Source organism: Prevotella ihumii (assembly GCF_900155655.1).
In the GTDB taxonomy this organism is placed as follows: domain Bacteria; phylum Bacteroidota; class Bacteroidia; order Bacteroidales; family Bacteroidaceae; genus Prevotella; species Prevotella ihumii.
In genome coordinates this window covers 624,329-645,506 of record NZ_LT706987.1, presented here as the reverse complement: position 1 = coordinate 645,506, position 21,178 = coordinate 624,329, and the positions used below count along the sequence as shown (strand labels likewise).

Genomic DNA, 21,178 nt, shown 5'->3' with positions numbered 1-21,178 from the left:
TTCTTAATCTGCTTATAATGTTTTTTTAACCCGTTGAAAACGAGTTATATAAAGCTAAACGCCCATCTTTTAATAAGAAAACATTATGGAAGCGAATATCTCTCTGCCACGCAATAATTTTGAATAATAGTGGTAGTTGGTTGCATTGTACGAGGCATTTACATAGCGATGTTGATTAAACAAGTTTGTTACATTCATCATTAAGCGCGTTCGCTTAGCCAAATAATAATTGGCGTTGAAGTCTAAGAAAAAGTTGGTTTCATATTTGTCCTTTCTTACCTCTACCGCATTGTACTCACCTGTTAGTTTCAAATCAAATTTCTTACAAGGTTTATAAAACAAGATAACGTTGTTGCGGAATGATTTCATTTGTGGTGCATTGTTATTACTTTGCCAACTCATTGCTCCAAAGCCATCGTAAGTTATGTTTATCCATTTGTTTAGATAGACAAGCATCATTAAGGAAGCCGACAAGGAGTTTGCTTTTATCTTAAATTCCTCGTTGTTTTGTGCGTAAGCATATTCGTTATGGAAATAACTAAACGAAGGGCTGAGGCTGCATTTACCGAAGAACGACTTCTTCATATTGGTAATAACAGAGAAACTTCTATTAAAGTTGTCTTTCCATATCGGGTTGCTTGTAGAAATCTCATTGGTATAATTATAGTTTGTGAGATAATCGCTGTGCTTCCACGATGCGAATGTTGATAAGTTGAAAGAGAAGAGGTGGATTATATCCATATACGTGAATGAGAACGAAGACCTCCATTGCTTATCCCAACCGAATGAAGATATAGAGTCTTCGCGAGTGCGGTAATTGCTGAAATAAGAGTGTCCAAAGAGTGTTTCTTTCCCACTGTTTTCGTTGTAACCACCACTTATACCCAATGTTATTTTGCTGTTTGGGTGATAGCTGACCGACACCGAAGGCGACAGAAAGAGCCTGTTGTCAATAGGTTGCTCTATCTTCCACGGCACACGCCTTTGTATAAAGTTGATAGGCGCATCAACATTCAGATGCACTTTCTTGACATCAAAGCTGTAAGCGGGCATGATAATGTTAGACTGAATACTACTCTTGAATACGCTATTTTCGATATGCAGACTTTGTGAGAAGAGCTTATTGACGTAATTCAGTCTTAGTTTGTTGCTGAAAAGGATAAAACTTGTTCCCACTTTATTGTCCATTGTAAACTCCTCACGTCTAAGTTTTTGTGCGTAGGGTTGGTTTATTGTTTCTTCGGCATTGTAGTATCTCGCCGTAGAGTTCAGCGAATAGATGCGACGAGCTGTTGTGAGAATAGCTTTCAGATGGTTGGAAACATACGCAGGTTTGCGTTCTGCAATGGTGAGCAGACTATCTTTGTTTGAAACGATATTGTTCTCTGTGTAGGTCTTTGTTATGTTTCCTTTCACCTCGTTCAGCAAGTAAAGTTTTTTTTCATTCAATTCGTACTTAACGATAGGTGCAAATTTCTGATAATACGACTTCAAGCTGTTTGTTTCGTTCAATACAATTCGCTCACCTATATTATATTCGTTGTGCGTGCTGTCTTTACCTTCTTCGTGCTCGTCTATATAAGTCAGGTTGACTACAATGTTGGAATATTCCGACAATTTGAACAGTTGGTTAGCCGAAATCTCAAATGATTTGTTGTCTATGTATCGATTAGGTTTCATAGGTAGTGTACGTAGCGTACCGCCTCTTACCAAGCTACTTGGCAAGAAAATATCATCGTCCAAGTTGGACAGATTGATACTATTTGTGGCATTGCGTCCTAAGCAGTAGCCAAGGTTATTCATTTTGGCAGTGATGAGTGTCTGTGCTTTCTTGCCTACGTTCATCAGTGTGAAATAATTGTTCCACAGTAGTTTGTCAAAGCCTCCGCCCCCTATTGCCACTTCACCAAAGGGGTGGAATTTATACTCCTTCTTCAGTTTGATGTTCAACGATGCTTGGTCGCTAAACACCTTGTCTTCCAAGGCTCTTATGGGTTGGTTATTCTCCATTACCTGCACAGTTGCCACAGCTTTGACAGGCATATTTCGTGTAGCTTGGTTATAACGATTGCCCAAGAGGTTTTGACCCTCGATGTTAAAACGATTGATAGATTTTCCTTGGTATCGTACACTTCCGTCCTCTGTTACCTCAATGCCTGGCATCTTTTTCAGCACATCTTCAAGGTGCATATCTTCAGCCGATAAGAACGAAGCCACATTATAATTGAGCGTGTCTTTCTTACGGCTAATGGCAGGCGCACGCACTATCACCTCGTTTAGTTCGTGGTTTTCCTCCTTCATAGCGATGCTCATTCCCTCTTTGCATTTACTTATGTCTATGCGTTTGGCAGCATAGTTCATAGCTGTAACCACCAATGCCACAGCGTTAGGCTTGGTATTGATAGTGAAACGTCCATTCTTATCTGTAATGCAATAAGCTAATAAAGCGTTCTTTTCACCCACTAACTTGCAAGTTGCCCTTGCTATGGGAGTGTTGTTGTCACTGCTCACTATCTTTCCGTTTATCTTTTGGGCAGCAAGAGGAAGTGCCATTAAAAGGAAAAATAGTGAGAATAATATTTCTTTCTTCATTCAAGGCAAGGCGTGTTGGCTTGTATTATTCTAATTCTATCGGATTATAAGGGTCTGGTGTACGATCCATTTTGGCAGCCACTTCAGGGTCTATTCTAATAATAGGTGAACTTAAAATGCTTTCCGTCCAATGCTCATTTTCTTTTTTTATGATTGCACGCATTTTCTCTTTTTCACCTTTATGAAATAAACTTCCTTCTTCTTTTTGGTAAATCAAGTTGTTTGTCGTTGGGTTTGTTTCAAGTCCGTTCAGCGTAAAGATATAGTTGTCTTTTGTATCGTACATCAACATAATGATGCCAGGGAGTGCGCCAAAGCGATAAGGTCCAAGCGGAATATTTATGTCTTGCGCATACCAGGCTATATAGTTGCGTCCTCTGAAAGTGCAAGTAGCTTTAGAGCATTTATAACCTAAAAGGGTAGTGTCGCCCTCTGCCAAGTTCCAGCTGAACGAAGCTGCTGGTTCTGTATATGCGTAGGTCTCTATTGCTTCTTCGCAAACCGATGTTATGTCTTTGGCAAAGTCTGTTAGAATTTCTATTTTAAACTTTCTTTTCTTATGTAGATTATGTATTTTACCCATAAATTCTAATGGTGATGCTTTTTGTTTTTCCATCGCATAAGCCATCGAATCAGCTAAAATGGTATAATAATCGAGAAACATACAATGCGTATCGCCACAAAGAAGAATGGTCTGTGCCTTTGTTTTTTCCGCCTTTGTAGAGTCTTCTCTATATTGTAGTTCGTATAAAACTTTTACAGTAGCAGTGTCTAAGATAGTTCTTTTCCTTATTAGAGGTTTATCTTCCATAACTTCAGCACCATCTATCTTACAGTCTTGTGCAAAGCTGTTGAGGGTAAAAAATAAAAAAAGGAATAATTGTATTATTCTCATACGAGTAGTGTTATTTCTTATTTCAGGTAACATTTGTTAGCCTGAAGTAATTTGAATTTAATCGCAATTATTTGTGATAATCGCCGTTAGGATGTTTTTGGTCAATTCCATCGCTTGTCTTTTCTGCGTACTTTGCCAAATCGTAGTGTTTTTAAAATTTTTGGTATTAACGTGAAAGGTATTATCTTTGGTTGTTGTGATAACAATTCAATGTTCTTCATCGTTCGAGTTGTTTGAATCGGCTAATGCGTTGTTTGTGCATAGCATTGTTGCAGCTACGGCAACATAGATAATTTTCTTCATCTTGTTTTGTTTTTTATATTATGATTATTAATTAATGATACTGCAAATAAATGCGTATCTCTATTTTCAGTAGTAGTCTGATTTTTTCGTTATTCGTCTGCAAAGGTATAAATGTTTATTTAATAATAATTCAAAAATCATTAATTAAGTTTTGTTTTTTACTTATTTAAATATACAAGACCCAAAATTTTGCTTTATTTCTTATATTTCTCTTTCAGAAAAGAAATATTTAAGAAACGAGCAAGTGAAAGTGTTTTTAAGTATTTGTGATAGTTTTTATTGTCATTAGCCCATTCCTAACCTACCTTATATTATTGTTCTCTTTTTCCTATACCCAACCATTAATTTTAAAACATCAATCTTTGGAAAGCAAAACATATATGTTTGAGGTTGTCAAAGTTGAACTTTGGGAGGGTAAAACATATATGTTTTGGGTGGTGAAACATATATGTTTTAGAACGCATTTGCAATGTGCTGATTATCAATAGATTGTGTTTGCATTGTTTTAATGTGATGCCTTTTGGGTTATTGTTCTGTTTGTCGGTTGTCTAAAAGTCCTGCAAACGAGGGCGAGCTGTGGGCAATGTGGCTTTAGATAGCTGTTTGCAGAAGAACCAAAAATAATGTCGGAAAGAAATATTTCTAACCTTTGCACGTTATTAATATAGAAACCAACGGCGTATAACTTATGAACAAAGGGAGAACTACTTGCAAGATTTTGAAGCTATTAGGTAACGCATAGCCGACGAGAATGGTATTGCATACGCTCCAAAGGAATGTTTTTACGAGGTCGAATGTAAGGGAACTTGTGCTGCGTGTGAAGCTGAGGTGCGCTATTTGGAAAGCGAGCTCAAACGTAAGCAGCGCAATGGTTTGTCTGTAAAGGAAGGTGGCATTGCGGCAGGTGTGTGTGCAATGGCGATTTTGTCGAGCGAGGGCGTGTGGCGAACCCTTACCCCAAACGAGCTATATGGTGAAGTGGAGATAGACGACCTCTACTTTATGGCAACAGGAGGAGGCATCTGTTTTGGTGGAGGTGAACCCTTGTTGCACAGCGATTTTATAGTAAGGTTTGAAAAGATTATGAACCCCTTGTGGAAACTCACGTTGGAGACTTCGCTCAATGTGCCTTTGGAACATTTGCAGGCGGTTGCTCCCCTCGTTTCGCAATATATCGTAGATGTGAAAGATATACACCTATTTATATATAAAGCATACACGGGGCGAGACAACAATAGGGTGATAGACAATCTGAAATGGATAAAAGCACAGGGGTTGGCAGAGAAAACAATAATACGACTTCCGCTTATTCTCGAATTTAATGATGAGAAAATGCGCCAAGAAAGTAAGCTGATGTTGGAGGAAATGGGCTTTTCAACCTTCGATGAGTTCAAATATAGAGTGAAATATTTTGATTAATCTCCGATTTAGTGTACCTTTGTCACCAAATAAACATAAGGGAAAAAGATATGAGATGTCCTAATTGCAACATAGAGGTAGACGAGAATGAAGTGAACTGTCACAATTGTGGAGCACCTTTGCATCACGACGATGATGACGAGCCTACAATAAGTCGTGGCTTGGTAATCTTTATTATAATTGGTACGATTTTTCTTGTTGCATACGGTTTATTGTATTATCAAAACCATAAAAACGACCCTGAGTACACGCAAACTGCCATCGAACCCGATTCGAACTTAGCCGAAAAGAATGTTGTAAGGTTTGATACAGCTTCTGTAGATGTGCTTGCGAAAGACTCAATGGCATTGGAAGAACAGAAAGAGGCTGAAAAGGTGATGAATACCATACGTGGTAAAAATCGCCATCGCAATCATTCGTCGGACAATTCTCAATCTTCGGAAAGCGAAGAAGCACCCGTAATAGTGCCTTCACGTCCTGAAGGCGGTAGCAACGATGCGCCTGCGAATGCTATTACCCCTACTGTAGCCAAGCCACGTGTTGAGAATGTAGAGACAGGACAATGATAATATTCCGTACAAAGCGTATTCCTGCTAAGCATTACGATGCAATCAATATTTTTGGAATGTTGTTTGTTCACCCTGGAGTATTGCTAAGCGAGGAGACCATCAATCACGAGCGCATACACACAAGGCAGATGTTGGAGATGCTTGTCTTACCTTTTTATATATGGTATGTTGTGGAATGGCTGGTGCGTTTGCCTATGTCGGGGAGGGCTTATATGAATCTTTCATTCGAGCGAGAGGCATACGCTAATGAGCGAAATCTTACTTATTTGAAGACAAGAAAACCATACGCTTGGGTGAAATATTTGAGGAAAAGAACAAAAGATAACAAATAAAATTGCATTATGAAGCATTTAAAATTATTGATGATGACTGTGGTTGTGGCTACTTTTGCCGCTTGTGGCACAACCTCTACTGTACCTTTGACAGGCCGTAAGCACAAAATTTCGGTGAGCGATGAATATATTCTGTCGCTCAGCAATCAAGAATACAGCAAGTTTATGGAATCTGCAAAACGCTCTACCGATACACGAAACGTACAATTGGTAAATCGTGTAGGTCGCAATCTTGCCAATGCCGTGGAAACTTACTTGCGCAATAACGGCTTTGCAAACGAGATACAGAACTTCCAATGGGAATTTAATCTTGTTGCAGACAAGCAGGCTAATGCCTTCTGTATGCCAGGTGGAAAGATTGTAGTGTACGAAGGATTGCTGCCATATACACAGAACGAGGCAAGTTTGGCTATTGTTCTGGGACACGAAATAGCACACGCTGTGGCTAAACACAGTGCTGAACAGATGACAAAGAAGCAAAATCAAGGTATATTTACGCAAGCTGCAGGTGCCATTCTTGGTGCAACGGTTGGACAAGAAGCAGCGCAAGCAGCAGGACAAATAGGTAGTACTTACTTCTCGTTCCGCAATTTGAGGTATAGTCGCTCGAATGAGAACGAGGCAGACTATATGGGATTAATCTTTGCGGCTATGGCTGGCTATGACCCACAGAGTGCTATTCCGTTCTGGAAGCGTATGGCACAGTCGTCAGGCACTAAACCTATAGAGATGTTTAGCGACCACCCATCGGACGCTACTCGTATTCAGAACTTAGAAAGATTGATGCCTGAAGCATTGAAATACTATAAACCAAGAACTACGGTTGCTACTCCTGTGGCTAAAACAACAAAGAGCAGTGGAAAGAAAACCACAACAACCAAAAGAAGAAGATAAGACTTAGAAGGTAATACTATAAAATAAAGGGCGGAGCATATCCGTCCTTTATTGTTTTAAGCGTGTGAGAGGGTGGGGCTTTATTGGAATTGTAGGACGGGTCGGACGGGTCGGACAGGTCGGACGAGTCTGACAAAACTACAAAAAAACGAATACTTTCGCCTCTGCTAACCCTTATTCTTTCGCTTTACACTTTGGGCATACGCCCTTCATCATATAATTGATGCTGTTTAATTTAAAGCCTTTGGGTAGCTCTGCCTTGGGGATAGGCGTGTCTGAAAGGCAATACGTATGGTGGCAACGTTCGCAATAGAAGTGCACGTGCATGTCGTTGTCCTCCTCATGATTGTTGCTTCGGCAAAGTTCGTATCGCACCATATCGCTCCCATCTTCCAACTGGTGAACCAAATGATGCTTGCGAAAGAGATTGAGCGTTCGAGATATGTTCGATTTATCAATGGTCTGTATCTTGCTTTCTATCTCTTTCATAGACATCGGATAGTCAACCCTTGAGAGCGTTTCCACAATCACTATGCGGTTGGCAGTAGGTTTTATGCCGTGATGGAGTAGATATTCTATTATCGCTTCTGTATTCATTCTTCACTTATGATTAGACCTTTATACACTTCAGAAAGTGCCTTTGCTTGCGCCAAAGTTCTATTTCTAAAGGCTTTGTATTCCTCTGAATTGGCATCAAATGGGCGGTGAGACAATGCCTCCTTTATGGGTTTCCACGCCGAAAGAAACTTCTTTGCCTCGTCAGAGAACCACTCTTCCACCAAGCATTCCCATATATAGTCCACCGCCTGTTCGTTGGGGTGAAGCATATCTGCCTTGTAAAAGCGGTAATCGCGCAACTCATCGTTTACAATCTCATAAGCGGGGAAGTATGCAGCGTGTGTCGGATACGCCTTTACAACCTCGTTTACGGCTAAGAGCAATGTAGCTTTGGATAGCTGACTTTTGTGAAATCCATACTTTGCATAGCGTATCGGACTTACTGTAAGTATAAACTTTGTATGCTCATTGCGCTGCAAAAGCAAATTGATAGCTGACTTTAGGTAGGCTACACATTCGTCTATCGTAAGTTCTTTCTCGATGAACAAACGCTGTGGACGCTTCTTGCAATTGTCTACAATTTCGCCCGAAGTCTTCTCAATATAAACGTGATTGGTGCCTAAGGTGATAACTGCCGTATCAAAAGTTTCGTCCATACGCTCTATGGTGTGCAATATGGAAGCTGGGTTGTACATCGTTCCAAAAGGATTGATCACAGTCCGAAACTTCTCATCTGCAAACTTTTGCCCTATATTATTGGCAAAACACGACCCAACGAACAACACACGCTCGCAGGGAAGTATCGCAAAAGGGGCTTTCTGTATATTTACTTTGGTTCTAAATTCCATATAAGAGGGGCTTACTCTATATTTATTTGGGTTCTAAATTCCATATAAGAGGGGCTTTTCTGTATATTTCCACTCATTCTAAGTTCTATATATACAAAGGTAAAAAAAAATGTTGAAACCGCAAAAAGCCTATTCCTCTATTTCGTTTTATGTACCAACCATTAATTTAAGATTAAGGCTGGTTCTATAAATTACCACCGCATATAGTCATTAAATTTTTATGAAATACGTTTTGTTATCTTTTGGCTTCTTTTTGGTTCAAAATGTAAGTTCGTTCAGTCGTGTAGCTCGCTACACTCCTTCACTCTCTTGCATTTTGACCTCAAAAGTAAGCTCAAAATCTAACAAAGCTAATTTATAGAACCAGCCTTAACAATTAAGCGTTAAAAACTCATTTCTGAGGTTATTCATCTTCATTTTTTACTCCTTGCTTGTTTTACTTTCTTGTATTTGATTGTAAATTATTGTAAATCAAATGATTATCTTTTATTCTTGGTCTATTGACCTTTTGTTTTTCATTGTTCCATATTTCGGTATGTAAGCTGTGTGCCCACCCAATGCAAAAGCTTGGTTGATTAGCTTTTTAAAACCAATATGATTTATCTCAATAAATCGTATTTTTTAACAAATATACACTTTTAAGACGTTTTTTAGCTTGGTTATACAAAAAATAATGGTTATATTTGCAAATGTAATAAACAAATAGTATTCACATTTTTAATATATATCATTAAATTATGGCAGTAAATTATAAGGACTTAGGACTCGTGAACAGCCGTGAGATGTTCAAGAGAGCAATTGATGGTGGTTGGGCTGTACCAGCTTTCAACTTCAACAACTTGGAGCAACTCCAAGCTATCATTACCGCAGCTTCTCAAACAAAGTCGCCTGTTATATTACAGGTTTCTAAAGGCGCACGCAAGTATGCTAACCAAACTCTTCTCCGTTATATGGCTGAAGGAGCTGTTGAGTTTGCAAAGGAATTGGGTTGCAAACATCCTGAAATTGTACTTCACCTTGACCATGGTGATAGTTTCGAAACTTGTAAGAGCTGTGTAGACTTTGGTTTCTCATCTGTTATGATTGATGGTTCTGCGCTTCCTTACGAAGAAAACGTAGCCTTGACCAAGAAGGTAGTTGACTATGCTCACCAATTCGATGTAACTGTAGAAGGCGAGTTGGGTGTATTGGCAGGTGTTGAAGACGATGTTGTAGCCGAAGAATCTCACTACACACGTCCAGAAGAAGTAGTAGACTTTGCTAAGCGTACAGGTGTTGACTCATTGGCAATCTCTATCGGTACTTCACACGGTGCATACAAGTTCAAGCCAGAACAGTGTACACGCGATCCTAAGACAGGTAAGCTTGTTCCTCCTCCATTGGCATTCGATGTATTGGAAGCAGTAGAAAAGGAACTCCCAGGTTTCCCAATCGTACTCCACGGTTCATCTTCTGTACCTGAAAAGTATGTTGAAATAATTAACAGCAATGGCGGTGCTATGCCAAATGCTATTGGTATTCCTGAAGAACAGCTCCGTAAGGCTACTAAGAGCGCAGTATGTAAGATTAATATCGACTCAGACTCTCGTCTTGCATTTACAGCTGGTGTACGCGAAACATTGAAGGAACACCCAGAGTACTTCGACCCACGTCAGTACTGCGGTAAGGCTCGTGAATATATGACCGACCTCTATGCTGAAAAGATTAAGGAAGTTCTCGGTTCTGACAACAAATTGGCTAACCTCGATTAATCGAGATTGAAGCTAAACAATAATAACAAGCGGTGGCTTTAAATCTTAAAGTCACCGTTTTTTCTTTAATGCTTTTGTAATTATAACTCAATAAATAAGACTTAATGAAGAAGATTTTCCTTTTGCTTGCGCTGCTTCTAAACGTGATGGGCGTGCAAGCACAAGACGCAAACTTTTGGGTTTACTTGGCGATAGGTCAAGAAAATATGGTAGGCAAAGCACTGATTACGCAGCGAGACTCTGTGGTTTCCGACAATTTCCTCTATCTGTCAACGCTTAACGATACTGATGGACGACGCATAGGACAATGGCGCAAGGCATTGCCTCCTATTGTTCGTGCCAATGCGGGCATAGGGTTGCTCGACAGCTTTGGTAAAACTTTAATGGAAAATACCAAGGGGAAGCGCATAGGCATAGTAAGTGTGGCTATTGATGGCTGTCCCATTACGGCTTTCGATAAGACTGAATACAAGGCGTATGTGGAGAGCGTAAAAGATGAAAATGTGAAAACGCAGATCCAACAATATGGCAACAACCCTTATCAACGCCTTGTAGATATGGGAAAAGTGGCACAAAAACAAGGTGTTATAAAAGGTATTTTGTTGCAACAGGGCGAAACTGATGCTAATTCAGTACAATGGCTTGGCAAGGTGAGAAAGATATATTACGACCTCGTAACCGACTTAAAGTTGGATTCAACTAAAGTTCCGTTGATAGTAGGTGAAGTTGGGCGTACAGAATATGAAGGTAAGTATGCCAAAGCCAATGAAACCATCAATAAGATACACAGCAAGTTGCAATACGCCTTTGTGGTTCCAGCAGCCAATTGTCCTCTATCTGCCGACAAACATCATTTCAGCTATGAAGGTTATGCTACTTTAGGGCGCAAGTTTGCTATCAAAACATTGCAAGGTATGGGATTTGAACTTCCTGAAGTACGTAAGTCTGAACCCGTTGTTACAAAGCGTGTTACTGTGCCAGTTGCTGATGTTAAAGTGCAAATAAGCGACAAAGGAATGTTATATGCTACGGGCGATCAACCTATAAAACGAGTTGTGGTGAACGATAGCGAAGGTAAATTGCTCAAAGAATTTAATATAGAAGAACCATCGGCTAAGTTTGAAATCAACCTTAATGCCTTTCCACAAGGGGTTATTACAATGATATTCTACACCACCGAGGGCGAACAGTTGTTTACAATCAACAATTAAGTTATCTATTTTAACAACTATTCTTTCAACGTTGGTAGCCTTAGATAGTGCGGGGTGGCGCATCTTTCTGAAACAAAGCACAATGGCTGTGTTGGCATTGTTGAGCCTATGGGTTTAACCCAAATCAGTCATTAGAATGAGAATGTATTTTGCGATTATTTTGAGATTTATTTTGCATATATCAAAGGAGCATAGCGGGCTATGTGACTGCAGATATAGGTAAAATAAAGCCAAAATAATCCAAAAGACATCTCATAAGTTTCAAAAATAATAAAGTAAGCACCTAAACTGGTCTAATGGCCGATTTGGGTTTAAGGGCGTTGTGCAATTGCTTTGCTTGGTGTAAGCAAATAGTGTGCCAAAAGTTACGAGCGAAACCTGCGAATTAACACTTGAAAAGGTGAAATAGGAATGTTCCTTATTTCACCTTTTTTGTTATAAAACTCCAAACTATAAAGTGTAGCTTGCTAAAGTTCAACTTTGAATATCCCATACATATATGTTTTGCCGCCTCAAAGTTCAACTTTGATACCCTCAAAGTTCAACTTTGCCCCTCCAAAATATCAATTCTCAGCGTCTTTTTTGTTCATATATTCCATTTAATAGTTTTATCTTTACGTTGTTTAAGGCTGCTGTCTTTGCACACTTTCTTTAGTTTTCTTGTTTTTTATTGTATATCAGTAGTTTATCATTGCACACGAATAGAGCCCATATTTGTGTAGAATGGTCTTATTGCGTGTGAATATAAGAAATATGGTGTATGGATTTAACACTTCTGTTGGATAAGAAGGACAAAAAGAAAATATTTAGCGAAGAATAGCTCTATATGTTTGGCTGCTATGGAGTAGGATAGTGGGAAAAAGAAAAACGGTCTGCCTTATTCTTGCTATTCTTCATTATTGGGCATAAAAAACGGACTCCGAAGAGCCCGTTAAAAAAATCTAATCAGTAACAATATGCTTTTCCTTATGGAAGGCTGATAGCCTCACTTGGACAAACATCTGCGCATGTGCCACATTCTGTGCAAGCGTCAGCGTCAATCTTGTAGATGTCGCCTTCAGAGATTGCACCTACTGGGCATTCATCGATACATGTACCGCAAGCGATACAATCATTTCCAATTACGTAAGCCATAATCTTTAAAATTTTAATTATTTGTTAATGTTTTTGTATAGGACCACCGAAGCAATACCTATTTTTGTATACTGCAAAGGTAAAAAGTTTTTTTGTAATACCTACAAATAGTGATTGAAACTTTCTATATTTAGACGAGTTAAAAATAATTTTAACTTTTGCTTTTCCCAAATTTTATGTTTACACAATAAGTATAAAGATATTGCGTTATATAATAAGGTGGCGTGCTATGGTCAGCCACAACGTACTTATGAGAAAACTTATTTATACTATATTATTATCGTGTTGTTCGGTTCTGCTTTATGCGCAGGAACGAACTGTACAAAATCGTCCTTATACCGACTTGCGTCCATTCCATTTTGGTGTGATGGTGGGCGCACATCTTCAAGACTTAGAGTTGCTCAATGTAGGACTTCAAACTATAGATTTTGAAGATGGGAATGGGGTACAAGAGAAATTGGTGTCTGCCGACCAAGATCGTTGGGATGCTGGTTTTACGGTGGGTGTGTTGGGCGAATTGCGTTTGAACCAAACTTTCCAATTTCGTGTTGCTCCAGCAATGTATTTTGGTACACGTCACCTTACATTCCGCAATCTTACCGACCTTAATGCTAATGGTCAGCCTACCGAAGAACGACAAGACCTAAAGACAGCTTATGTCTCGTGTGCATTCGACCTTATAGCCGCTGCACCGCGTTTCAACAATCATCGCCCTTACCTGATGATGGGTGTCAATCCTATGTTGAACCTTTCGGGGAAATCGGACGACTTTATAAAACTAAAAGGTGGTGATGTGTTCTTGGAATTTGGTGTTGGTTGCGACTTTTATCTACCTTATTTTAAGCTCCGTCCCGAACTTAAATTTATGTATGGTTTGGGCGATTGCCTTGATAAAACGCACGCTAAGGAGCTGAAAAATAAGCAAATGCTGATGTACACTAATTCGGTGAGCGAAGCACATTCGAAGATGATTGCGCTTACGTTCTATTTTGAATAAGGATAGTGTTGAGTTATTTGTCAGACTTGACGGACGAGTCTGCCCCCGTCCGACAAGTCTAACTTCTGATTATTTCTTCTTTAAGTTGAGAACCATCTTTCCAACAAAGATGGCAGACTTACCATTTTGGTCTATGCCTACTGCCTTGCCATCAAGATTATTGACATAAACAAGCTGTTCGAGGAAGGTGTGCGAGTGTCCACCCAATATCAAGTCGATGCCGCGTGTACCTGCCACGAGCTCTTCATCACTAATCCCTTCTATATTTAATCCCAAGTGAGATAGACAAATAACCAAGTCGCAGCCTTTAGCTTTGAGTTCGTCAGCACATTTTTGCGCACACGCAATAGGGTCCTTGTATTTTAATGGGCCATAATTGGCTGTTAACACTAAGCCTTCGAGTACGGGCGAAACTCCAAATACTCCTATTTTCAGTCCTTTACGTTTTAAGATGACATAAGGTTTTACGACCTTTGCCAACTCTGTATCGGCAAAATCATAATTGGCACATACGATAGGGAAGTTCAAATTCTTGAACATTTTTATCATATTGTCCAATCCGAAATCAAACTCGTGATTACCTATTGTACCTGCATCATAGTGCATCTCGTTCATTAGTCCCACTTCCACATCGCCTTTGTACATTGTGAAGTAAGGCGAACCTTGGCAGAAGTCGCCACTATCAAAGAGTAATAAGTCGGAGTCTTTCGCACGTTCCTGCTTCAACATTTCTATTCTGCGGATAAAACCTGCCCTGCCTGCACGCATCGTGTCGGCTAAGGTTACGTTGAAAGGCATTATTTGGCTGTGTGTATCATTGGTATGGAGTATGGTGAGCTGTTTCTTTTGTCCAAAAGCCACCGTGGTGAGCATACACAACGCTACTAATAATATATTCTTTTTCATTGTTTTGTGTCTTTATGGGTTATTGTTTATTCGTCGTCGCTAATGTTTGGGTTGGTTTTATTGCCCACGTATGTTATGCGACCTTCCACTTTGCTGTTGATAATCTGCCCTTTAGCAGTCTTTTCTTTAAAATAGTTAAGAATAATATATCGTGAGTTGTTAGCTGTTTCTTGGGGTGAAACGAAGTCTGTCTTGGCTTTAAAAGCATCTAATTTATCGTTGCCTTGTGCCAAATAGTCTATGGTTGCGATGCGATATTTTGCAGTTAGAACTATCTCTTTATCGTGCAAACGAGCCGATGCGAGCGTGCCGTCAGCATTGAAAACTAAACGCACACCGTGGCTAACACCTTCGCCTCCTGTATGAGCCATCTGTCTGAAAAGCTCCATAACCTTATCGCCTGTGAGCGTAAGGAAGCATATTTTGTTCTCAAAAGGTGCTATATCGTTTACATCGCCTACAGTTATGTTTCCTTCAGGAAGGGCTGCACGGATACCACCCATATTGTAAACAGCGAAGTCGACACGCTCGTTGTACGCCTTTCCACCCCATACCAAGATGTCGGCAACGAGGTTTGAGAGGTCGCTTTCGGGTCGGTGAGCCTTCATATAATGGTCGGAATGTGCCACGATGGGACTCATTATGCTGTCTACCTTGTGCTTGTAAGGAGCCAGAAACGCTGTTGCATGCGCATCTGCATTGTTGTCGTAGTGGTTGTCTATTAGTATTCTGCTTCTTTCCACATTGGCTAATTGGTAGTGAGATGCGCACGATGTGCATAGAAGCGTTATCCCTAAGCCACCTATTAATACTTTATTTGTACTCATATATCTTTATTTTATTTGTTGCAATAACCTTTGCTCAAAGTTCTGAATGATGTTTCATTTTGTTGCAAAGGTAGCAAAAACTTATCAGTCAGTGGGCTTAATGCAATTCATTTGTTGGTTTGAAATCTGAAAATTAGTTAAAGCAGCGGTGCGAAAAATGATTTTTCTGTCGTTTAACCAATAATTTATAGTAACTTTGCACCGCTTTTCGGTATAACCGCTGGTCGTGGAAGAGTCGCGTGCTACGTTGTATTGGAACGACAAACAATATTTAATTATCAAAAAGAAATGGATTTAATTAAAATTGCTGAAGAAGCATTTGCAACCGACAAGAAGCACCCAGAGTTCAGAGCTGGTGATACTGTAACTGTCGCTTACAAAATCGTCGAAGGTAACAAGCAGCGTGTTCAGCTCTACCGTGGTGTTGTAATCAAAATCAACGGTGAAGGTGAAAAGAAGCGTTTCACAGTTCGTAAGATGTCAGGCACCATCGGTGTTGAGCGTATCTTCCCACTTGAGTCACCAAACATCGAGTCTATCGAGGTGAACAAGCGTGGTAAAGTACGTCGTGCTAAGCTTTACTACTTGCGCAATCTTACAGGTAAGGCTGCTCGTATTAAGGAAAGAAGAACTCCAGTTGCTAAGGCAGCAAAGTAATTCTCCCTTCGAGAATCCAAAAAAAATAAAAGGTTCAGAGCATTGCTCCGAACCTTTTTTGTTTTTAGGAAGCATCATTTCTGATGTTCTTCCTCAGTTTCTGTGTCCTCAAAGTTTATCTGTCCATCACTATCACCGTGAATTGCAGTTTGCAAATCCTTCCAATTTTGGAAACCAGCGAAGAGAGCTAAGCGGTCTAAAGTTTTCTTTGAAGGCTTCTCGGCTGTATGCACGTAAGTCCAAAGTTTGCGTAGCGACTTTGCTTCCAAGTGGATGTGATGTTGCTTTAGTTTAGCCGATATTTTTTCGTAATCGGCAGAGAGATGAGCATATTGAGGTATCTTATGCTCAAACTCTGTAATAAATCTTTTTAAAGGTTTTCCCATTTCTTTATAAATCAACAACTTTCGTCTGCAAAATTACGAAAAGATTGGAAAATGAAACAAAATTAAGGTTATTTTTCGATTAAATATTTATCTGCTCATAAAAATGCTTTCAAAGCAATGATATTCTCCTATCTTTTAATTAACTTTGCACCGAAAAATGGCATAGGCAGAATGTGGAAGTTCGATTTATTCACAAGCTCATTGCAGGTATTGAGTTTCACTTCATATTCTATAATTTGTTCACAAATTAAAATTGCCATTGCTGCACATCTTTCCGCAATCGTAGAAACTCTATTACACCAAAATAAGATATGAAAGAATTAGAACTTAAATATGGTTGTAATCCCAACCAGAAGCCTTCAAGAATATTTATGAAGGAGGGCGAATTGCCTATTGAGGTACTCAATGGTCGTCCTGGGTACATCAACTTTTTAGATGCGCTTAACAGTTGGCAACTTGTCAAGGAACTAAAGGCAGCTACTGGACTTCCTGCTGCTGCTTCGTTCAAGCACGTTAGTCCTGCTGGTGCAGCTGTGGGATTGCCTTTGAGCGACACATTGAAGAAGATTTACTTTGTAGACGATGTAGATTTCGAGCTTACTCCTTTAGCTTCGGCATACGCACGTGCAAGAGGTGCCGACCGTATGTGCTCGTATGGCGATTTCTGCGCATTGAGTGATACTTGCGATGAGGCTACTGCACGCCTTATCAATCGTGAGGTAAGCGACGGTGTGATAGCTCCCGACTATACTCCAGAGGCACTTGAGATATTCAGAAAGAAGCGTAAGGGCAATTATAACGTTATCAAAATAGACCCTAACTACACCCCAGAAGCCATAGAACGCAAACAGGTATTTGGCATAACATTTGAGCAAGGTCGCAACGAAATCAAACTTGACGATCCTCAGCTTCTTGAGAATATACCTACAAAGAACAAGTCTTTCACTGAAGAGGCCAAGCGTGATTTGATGATAGCACTCATTACATTGAAATACACACAGAGCAATTCGGTTTGTTATGTGAAGGACGGACAAGCTATTGGTATAGGTGCAGGACAGCAAAGTCGTATTCACTGCACTCGTTTGGCAGGTAGCAAGGCTGACGAATGGTGGTTGCGTCAGTGTCCAAAGGTGATGAACCTACCTTTTAAGAAAGGTGTTCGCCGTGCCGACCGTGACAATTCCATTAATATTTATATCTCTGACGAATACGAGGACTTGCTCCAAGAAGGTACGTGGCAATTGTTCTTTACCGAGAAGCCTGAACCTTTGACCCTCGAAGAGCGTAAGGCTTGGGTAGCACAGAATACAAAGGTTGCCCTTGGTTCTGATGCTTTCTTCCCATTTGGCGACAACATTGAGCGTGCGCATAAGAGCGGTGTAGAATATATTGCTCAAGCTGGAGGAAGTATTCGTGACGACCATGTTATCGAAACCTGCGATAAGTATGGTATTGCAATGGCATTTACAGGCGTACGCTTGTTCCACCATTAATCTCTTTTATTGGACTTGTCGGACTTGTCTGACAGGTCTGACGGGTCTGACGGGTCGGACAAGTCTGATAAAGCCTATTTGTCCGACACATTTATTCATATTCTTAACGAAAAATAATGAGCAACGAAATAGACGAAATCATTGAAGGCGGAATGGTATTCCGAGGTGCATCGAAACCCAAAGTGGACGATGGCAAGGTGAAGACCAAAGCCAAGAAGAAAAAATATATCACTGGTGCGCACGGTTCGGGTAGCGCAAAGCAGAAAGCAATGTATCGCCAAAAAAGAGCGAATAGACGTAAATAAATAAAATGTGGCTTCTATCAGCTTTAGTAAAAACTAATTTGATAGAAGCCACGTTTGTTTTTTGTTTAAGAATAATCAAGTGATGTATGCTTAGAAATATTGTTCTATTCTTCCATAATTGATCGATGTATAATAAGACATCAATCTTTCGTTTCCAAAACATATATGTTTGGCGTTCCCAAAGTTCAACTTTGATAGGGTAAAACATATATGTATTGGGTGGTGAAACATATATGTTTTAGAACGCATTTGTAATCATCTTGTAATCAATAGGTTATAAAGATGATTTTTTAAGATGCAGCTTAATGCGGCATTGTTCTGTTCTTCCGTAACCCACTTTTAGAACTTAGCCCTTATAAAAACTTTTTAGACTTAATCCTTTAGTCGTTGGAAGGCTTCAGGAAGGTGATTGATAAGGTCGCTTGCAATGAGACTTTCTTTGCCTAAAGTCTTTGCAGCGATGTTGCCTGCCAATCCGTGAAGATACATTCCTACACAACACGCCGCTTCGTGTTCGTAACCACGAGCCAACAAGCCTGTTATGATACCTGTAAGCACATCACCACTGCCTGCAGTAGCCATACCGCTATTGCCCGTAGAATTGAAGATAACGTTGCCCGTAGGCGTACACAATGCACTGTAATGTCCCTTTATGATAATGTAAGCGTGTAGATTTTGCGCCATTTGGCGTGCGTGTTCCAATCGTTCGTAGTCGCTTGTTGAGGGAATGTTGACCAAACGATCGAACTCTGCAGCGTGAGGCGTCATTATGATATTCTTAGGCAATTGCTGCATCCACGCTCTATGCGAAGCCAACATATTGATGGCGTCAGCATCAGCTACAACAGGGCATTGGGCACGGCGTATTTGAGAAATCATTGCAATGGCTGTGTTCTCCAATTGTCCTAACCCAGGTCCTATGCCTAAAGCATCAAAATCTTCTGTGTCTACGGCTTCAGAGAAATAAGTTTCTTCGTGGTCTATTTGCATCACCGCTTCGGGAACAGATATTTGCATCACATCATAGTTTCTCTTTGGTGTGTGCACAGTTACCTTTCCTACTCCTGCGCGCAAACAAGCCTTTGATGCAAGTACGGCAGCCCCTGCCATACCATAGCTACCTGCTATGATGAGTGCGTTGCCCATCATTCCTTTGTGTGCAAAGTCGCTACGTGTGAGCATCATATTGCGTACTTCGCTCTCCTCTAAGATGTTGTATTGTGCTTTGCTTTTGGCAATGTAGTCTTCGTGTAGGCGAATGTCCAACACCTTTAGTCTACCAATAAATTGTTGAGCCTCTTCTAATAGAAACGAGAGCTTCTTTTGATGTAGGGTGAGTGTAAGATTGGCTTGAATAATGTTAGCACGCACATTACTTGTGTTGTCTTCAGCAAGCAACCCTGATGGCACATCAATACTCACCACCTGTGATGGACTTTGATTGATGTACTTCACGAGTGAGGCAAATCCGCCCGCAAGCGACTTGTTTAGTCCCGTGCCAAACAATCCGTCTATTACCAAAGTATCAGCTGTGAGTTCAGGAGGATCGAACGAAACGGTTACTTCGGTGAAGTCTTTAAAATGTTTGTTTTCAAGTAAGCGTTTCTTGTTGGTAGCGCAATCGTCTGATAGTTTATTCGAAATGTTGAATAACACCACCTTAACGTTGTAATTCTCTGCAATGAGCAATCGTGCCACTGCCAAGGCATCGCCACCATTATTGCCTGAGCCAGCAAATACCACAATGGGTGTGGCATTTGTCCATTCCTCCATTATGGCGTGAGTAATGGCTTTTGCCGCTCTTTCCATCAAGTCAATCGACTTAATAGGCTCGTGTTCAATCGTATATTGGTCAAGCTCATGTAGTTGAGCACTTGTAAATATCTTCATAACAGCCCCAAAATTACAAAATAAATGCTAATCATATAGGAATGTTTGCTATAATTTTCGTAAATTTGCGCAAAATAATAGATTTATAAACAATGAGTCGCATAAAAATCAAAGATAAAACATTCGAGACATCAATCACAGAGGCTGAAATCTTAGAGAAGGTGGAACGAGTTGCAGCAAAGCTAAATAAGGATATGGAGGGTAAGAACCCGCTCTTCCTTGCGGTGCTCAATGGGTCGTTTATGTATGCTTCCGATTTGATGAAGTTTGTAACCATTCCTTGCGAAATATCGTTCGTAAGAGTAGCTTCATACGATGGAACAGAGTCTTCGGGTAAGGTTGCAGAGTTGTTAGGGTTGAATGAAGACATTGAAGGACGCGAGGTTGTTATCGTTGAGGATATTGTAGACACAGGCAATACGATGAAGCGTATGCTTGAAATGCTACGCAAAAAGAACCCTGCAGGACTTCATATTTCTACGCTCTTGCTCAAACCAGGGAAGCTTCAAGTTCCATTGGATATTGAGTATGCAGCAATGGAAATCCCCAACGACTTTATTGTAGGCTATGGCTTAGATTACGACCAGCAAGGACGTAACTTACGAGATATTTATACTTTAGTACAAGAATAATGAAAAATATTGTAATCTTCGGTGCTCCTGGTGCTGGTAAAGGCACACAGAGCGACAAAATGATTGAGAAGTATGGCTTTGGTCATATCTCAACAGGTGATGTACTTCGTGCAGAAATAAAGAATGGTACTGAACTCGGTAAGACCGCTAAGAGCTACATAGACAATGGTCAGCTCATTCCTGATGCTTTGATGATTGACATCTTGGCAAGCGTTTACGACAGTTTTGGCAAGGAACACAAAGGCGTGATCTTTGATGGTTTCCCACGTACCATTCCACAAGCTGAGGCTTTGAAGCAAATGCTTTCTGAGCGTGGACACAAGGTAGCAGCTATGATTGAGCTCTTTGTGCCAGAAGAAGAACTAATGAAGCGTCTTATTCTTCGTGGTCAGCAAAGCGGACGTTCGGACGATAACGAAGAAACCATTAAGAAACGTTTGAATGTATATAACACTCAAACTTCTCCACTTATCGACTGGTATGAAGGCGAAGGCATTCATCACCACGTAGAAGGTCTTGGCACAGTTGACGAGATTTTCGGTCGCATTGTGGAAGTGATCGACGCATTATAATTTAAAA

21 protein-coding genes are annotated in these 21,178 nt (G+C 40.2%); 12 read left to right on the top strand and 9 right to left on the bottom strand.

The window, feature by feature from the left end; translation table 11 throughout:
• Nucleotides 1-69: 69 nt before the first annotated feature.
• Nucleotides 70-2,592: a carboxypeptidase-like regulatory domain-containing protein gene (locus CZ367_RS02980; protein ID WP_077195582.1), complete on the bottom strand. Its 2,523-nt coding sequence runs from the start codon at nt 2,590-2,592 to the stop codon at nt 70-72.
• A 25-nt stretch (nt 2,593-2,617) separates the two neighbouring features.
• Complete coding sequence (locus CZ367_RS02975; protein WP_077197341.1) at nt 2,618-3,487, bottom strand: GLPGLI family protein; 870 nt, start codon at nt 3,485-3,487, stop codon at nt 2,618-2,620.
• A 1,176-nt stretch (nt 3,488-4,663) separates the two neighbouring features.
• Here CZ367_RS02975 and CZ367_RS02970 point away from each other — a divergent pair.
• From CZ367_RS02970 to CZ367_RS02955, 4 genes are read left to right on the top strand one after another with little or no spacing between them, the layout of a single operon-like run.
• A complete protein-coding gene (locus CZ367_RS02970) occupies nt 4,664-5,209 on the top strand; it encodes a radical SAM protein (RefSeq protein ID WP_394334154.1) in 546 nt (181 codons plus the stop codon).
• Nucleotides 5,210-5,259: 50 nt separating this feature from the next.
• Nucleotides 5,260-5,775, top strand: coding sequence for a zinc ribbon domain-containing protein (locus CZ367_RS02965; RefSeq protein ID WP_077195580.1), 516 nt, complete (start codon nt 5,260-5,262; stop codon nt 5,773-5,775).
• On the top strand, nt 5,772-6,110 hold the full coding sequence (locus CZ367_RS02960) for a hypothetical protein (RefSeq protein ID WP_077195579.1): 339 nt from the start codon (nt 5,772-5,774) through the stop codon (nt 6,108-6,110). The genes CZ367_RS02965 and CZ367_RS02960 overlap by 4 nt, the downstream gene beginning before the upstream one ends.
• A gap of 9 nt (nt 6,111-6,119) precedes the next feature.
• On the top strand, nt 6,120-7,004 hold the full coding sequence (locus CZ367_RS02955; protein ID WP_077195578.1) for a M48 family metallopeptidase: 885 nt from the start codon (nt 6,120-6,122) through the stop codon (nt 7,002-7,004).
• 174 nt (nt 7,005-7,178) lie between these two features.
• Here the strand turns inward: CZ367_RS02955 and CZ367_RS02950 are convergent, their stop codons facing one another.
• Entirely contained in the window at nt 7,179-7,601 is a 423-nt protein-coding gene (locus CZ367_RS02950; protein ID WP_077195577.1) for a Fur family transcriptional regulator, read from the bottom strand.
• Nucleotides 7,598-8,410: a GSCFA domain-containing protein gene (locus CZ367_RS02945; protein ID WP_077195576.1), complete on the bottom strand. Its 813-nt coding sequence runs from the start codon at nt 8,408-8,410 to the stop codon at nt 7,598-7,600. Before CZ367_RS02945 ends, CZ367_RS02950 begins: the two co-directional genes overlap by 4 nt.
• Nucleotides 8,411-9,147: 737 nt before the next feature.
• Between CZ367_RS02945 and CZ367_RS02940 the strand changes: the two genes are divergently transcribed.
• Together CZ367_RS02940 and CZ367_RS02935 are read left to right on the top strand one after the other, a co-directional pair.
• Nucleotides 9,148-10,161 carry a class II fructose-bisphosphate aldolase gene (locus tag CZ367_RS02940; RefSeq protein ID WP_077195575.1) on the top strand — a complete coding sequence of 338 codons (1,014 nt, stop codon included), beginning with the start codon at nt 9,148-9,150 and terminating at the stop codon, nt 10,159-10,161.
• Nucleotides 10,162-10,265: 104 nt separating this feature from the next.
• A complete protein-coding gene (locus CZ367_RS02935; RefSeq protein ID WP_077195574.1) occupies nt 10,266-11,372 on the top strand; it encodes a sialate O-acetylesterase in 1,107 nt (368 codons plus the stop codon).
• A 966-nt stretch (nt 11,373-12,338) separates the two neighbouring features.
• Here the strand turns inward: CZ367_RS02935 and CZ367_RS02930 are convergent.
• A complete protein-coding gene (locus CZ367_RS02930; RefSeq protein ID WP_077195573.1) occupies nt 12,339-12,506 on the bottom strand; it encodes a DUF362 domain-containing protein in 168 nt (55 codons plus the stop codon).
• A 250-nt stretch (nt 12,507-12,756) separates the two neighbouring features.
• Between CZ367_RS02930 and porT the strand changes: the two genes are divergently transcribed.
• On the top strand, nt 12,757-13,503 hold the full coding sequence (gene porT, locus CZ367_RS02925; protein ID WP_077197340.1) for a type IX secretion/gliding motility protein PorT/SprT: 747 nt from the start codon (nt 12,757-12,759) through the stop codon (nt 13,501-13,503).
• Nucleotides 13,504-13,572: 69 nt separating this feature from the next.
• On the opposite strand, the gene CZ367_RS02920 is transcribed toward porT, so the two are convergent.
• Nucleotides 13,573-14,409, bottom strand: coding sequence for a bifunctional metallophosphatase/5'-nucleotidase (locus CZ367_RS02920; protein ID WP_077195572.1), 837 nt, complete (start codon nt 14,407-14,409; stop codon nt 13,573-13,575).
• A 26-nt stretch (nt 14,410-14,435) separates the two neighbouring features.
• A complete protein-coding gene (locus tag CZ367_RS02915) occupies nt 14,436-15,236 on the bottom strand; it encodes a 5'-nucleotidase C-terminal domain-containing protein (protein WP_077195571.1) in 801 nt (266 codons plus the stop codon).
• Nucleotides 15,237-15,524: 288 nt separating this feature from the next.
• Here CZ367_RS02915 and rplS point away from each other — a divergent pair, with 288 nt between their 5' ends.
• On the top strand, nt 15,525-15,893 hold the full coding sequence (gene rplS / locus CZ367_RS02910; RefSeq protein WP_077195570.1) for a 50S ribosomal protein L19: 369 nt from the start codon (nt 15,525-15,527) through the stop codon (nt 15,891-15,893).
• Between the two features lie 74 nt (nt 15,894-15,967).
• On the opposite strand, the gene CZ367_RS02905 is transcribed toward rplS, so the two are convergent.
• Nucleotides 15,968-16,279, bottom strand: coding sequence for a hypothetical protein (locus CZ367_RS02905; RefSeq protein ID WP_077195569.1), 312 nt, complete (start codon nt 16,277-16,279; stop codon nt 15,968-15,970).
• Nucleotides 16,280-16,590: 311 nt separating this feature from the next.
• Between CZ367_RS02905 and CZ367_RS02900 the strand changes: the two genes are divergently transcribed.
• Together CZ367_RS02900 and CZ367_RS02895 are read left to right on the top strand one after the other, a co-directional pair.
• Entirely contained in the window at nt 16,591-17,772 is a 1,182-nt protein-coding gene (locus CZ367_RS02900; protein ID WP_077195568.1) for a phosphoribosylaminoimidazolecarboxamide formyltransferase, read from the top strand.
• 116 nt (nt 17,773-17,888) lie between these two features.
• Entirely contained in the window at nt 17,889-18,077 is a 189-nt protein-coding gene (locus CZ367_RS02895) for a hypothetical protein (RefSeq protein WP_077195567.1), read from the top strand.
• Nucleotides 18,078-18,449: 372 nt separating this feature from the next.
• Here CZ367_RS02895 and CZ367_RS02890 read toward each other — a convergent pair whose 3' ends face one another.
• Nucleotides 18,450-19,967 (bottom strand): bifunctional ADP-dependent NAD(P)H-hydrate dehydratase/NAD(P)H-hydrate epimerase, encoded by a 1,518-nt coding sequence (locus CZ367_RS02890; RefSeq protein WP_077195566.1) that lies wholly within the window; start codon nt 19,965-19,967, stop codon nt 18,450-18,452.
• A gap of 92 nt (nt 19,968-20,059) precedes the next feature.
• On the opposite strand from CZ367_RS02890, the gene hpt reads away from it, so the two are divergent.
• Both hpt and CZ367_RS02880 read left to right on the top strand, forming a co-directional pair.
• Nucleotides 20,060-20,599, top strand: coding sequence for a hypoxanthine phosphoribosyltransferase (gene hpt, locus CZ367_RS02885; RefSeq protein ID WP_077195565.1), 540 nt, complete (start codon nt 20,060-20,062; stop codon nt 20,597-20,599).
• Nucleotides 20,599-21,171 carry an adenylate kinase gene (locus CZ367_RS02880; protein ID WP_077195564.1) on the top strand — a complete coding sequence of 191 codons (573 nt, stop codon included), beginning with the start codon at nt 20,599-20,601 and terminating at the stop codon, nt 21,169-21,171. Before hpt ends, CZ367_RS02880 begins: the two co-directional genes overlap by 1 nt.
• The last annotated feature ends 7 nt before the right edge of the window (nt 21,172-21,178 follow it).

Bases quoted from the DNA above. Each gene is read 5' to 3' on its own strand.
- CZ367_RS02980 (WP_077195582.1), bottom strand. From the start codon at position 2,592: ATGAAGAAAGAAATATTATTCTCACTATTTTTCCTTTTAATGGCACTT.
- CZ367_RS02975 (WP_077197341.1), bottom strand. From the start codon at position 3,487: ATGAGAATAATACAATTATTCCTTTTTTTATTTTTTACCCTCAACAGC.
- CZ367_RS02965 (WP_077195580.1), top strand. From the start codon at position 5,260: ATGAGATGTCCTAATTGCAACATAGAGGTAGACGAGAATGAAGTGAAC.
- CZ367_RS02960 (WP_077195579.1), top strand. From the start codon at position 5,772: ATGATAATATTCCGTACAAAGCGTATTCCTGCTAAGCATTACGATGCA.
- CZ367_RS02955 (WP_077195578.1), top strand. From the start codon at position 6,120: ATGAAGCATTTAAAATTATTGATGATGACTGTGGTTGTGGCTACTTTT.
- CZ367_RS02950 (WP_077195577.1), bottom strand. From the start codon at position 7,601: ATGAATACAGAAGCGATAATAGAATATCTACTCCATCACGGCATAAAA.
- CZ367_RS02945 (WP_077195576.1), bottom strand. From the start codon at position 8,410: ATGGAATTTAGAACCAAAGTAAATATACAGAAAGCCCCTTTTGCGATA.
- CZ367_RS02940 (WP_077195575.1), top strand. From the start codon at position 9,148: ATGGCAGTAAATTATAAGGACTTAGGACTCGTGAACAGCCGTGAGATG.
- CZ367_RS02935 (WP_077195574.1), top strand. From the start codon at position 10,266: ATGAAGAAGATTTTCCTTTTGCTTGCGCTGCTTCTAAACGTGATGGGC.
- CZ367_RS02930 (WP_077195573.1), bottom strand. From the start codon at position 12,506: ATGGCTTACGTAATTGGAAATGATTGTATCGCTTGCGGTACATGTATC.
- porT (WP_077197340.1), top strand. From the start codon at position 12,757: ATGAGAAAACTTATTTATACTATATTATTATCGTGTTGTTCGGTTCTG.
- CZ367_RS02920 (WP_077195572.1), bottom strand. From the start codon at position 14,409: ATGAAAAAGAATATATTATTAGTAGCGTTGTGTATGCTCACCACGGTG.
- CZ367_RS02915 (WP_077195571.1), bottom strand. From the start codon at position 15,236: ATGAGTACAAATAAAGTATTAATAGGTGGCTTAGGGATAACGCTTCTA.
- rplS (WP_077195570.1), top strand. From the start codon at position 15,525: ATGGATTTAATTAAAATTGCTGAAGAAGCATTTGCAACCGACAAGAAG.
- CZ367_RS02905 (WP_077195569.1), bottom strand. From the start codon at position 16,279: ATGGGAAAACCTTTAAAAAGATTTATTACAGAGTTTGAGCATAAGATA.
- CZ367_RS02900 (WP_077195568.1), top strand. From the start codon at position 16,591: ATGAAAGAATTAGAACTTAAATATGGTTGTAATCCCAACCAGAAGCCT.
- CZ367_RS02895 (WP_077195567.1), top strand. From the start codon at position 17,889: ATGAGCAACGAAATAGACGAAATCATTGAAGGCGGAATGGTATTCCGA.
- CZ367_RS02890 (WP_077195566.1), bottom strand. From the start codon at position 19,967: ATGAAGATATTTACAAGTGCTCAACTACATGAGCTTGACCAATATACG.
- hpt (WP_077195565.1), top strand. From the start codon at position 20,060: ATGAGTCGCATAAAAATCAAAGATAAAACATTCGAGACATCAATCACA.
- CZ367_RS02880 (WP_077195564.1), top strand. From the start codon at position 20,599: ATGAAAAATATTGTAATCTTCGGTGCTCCTGGTGCTGGTAAAGGCACA.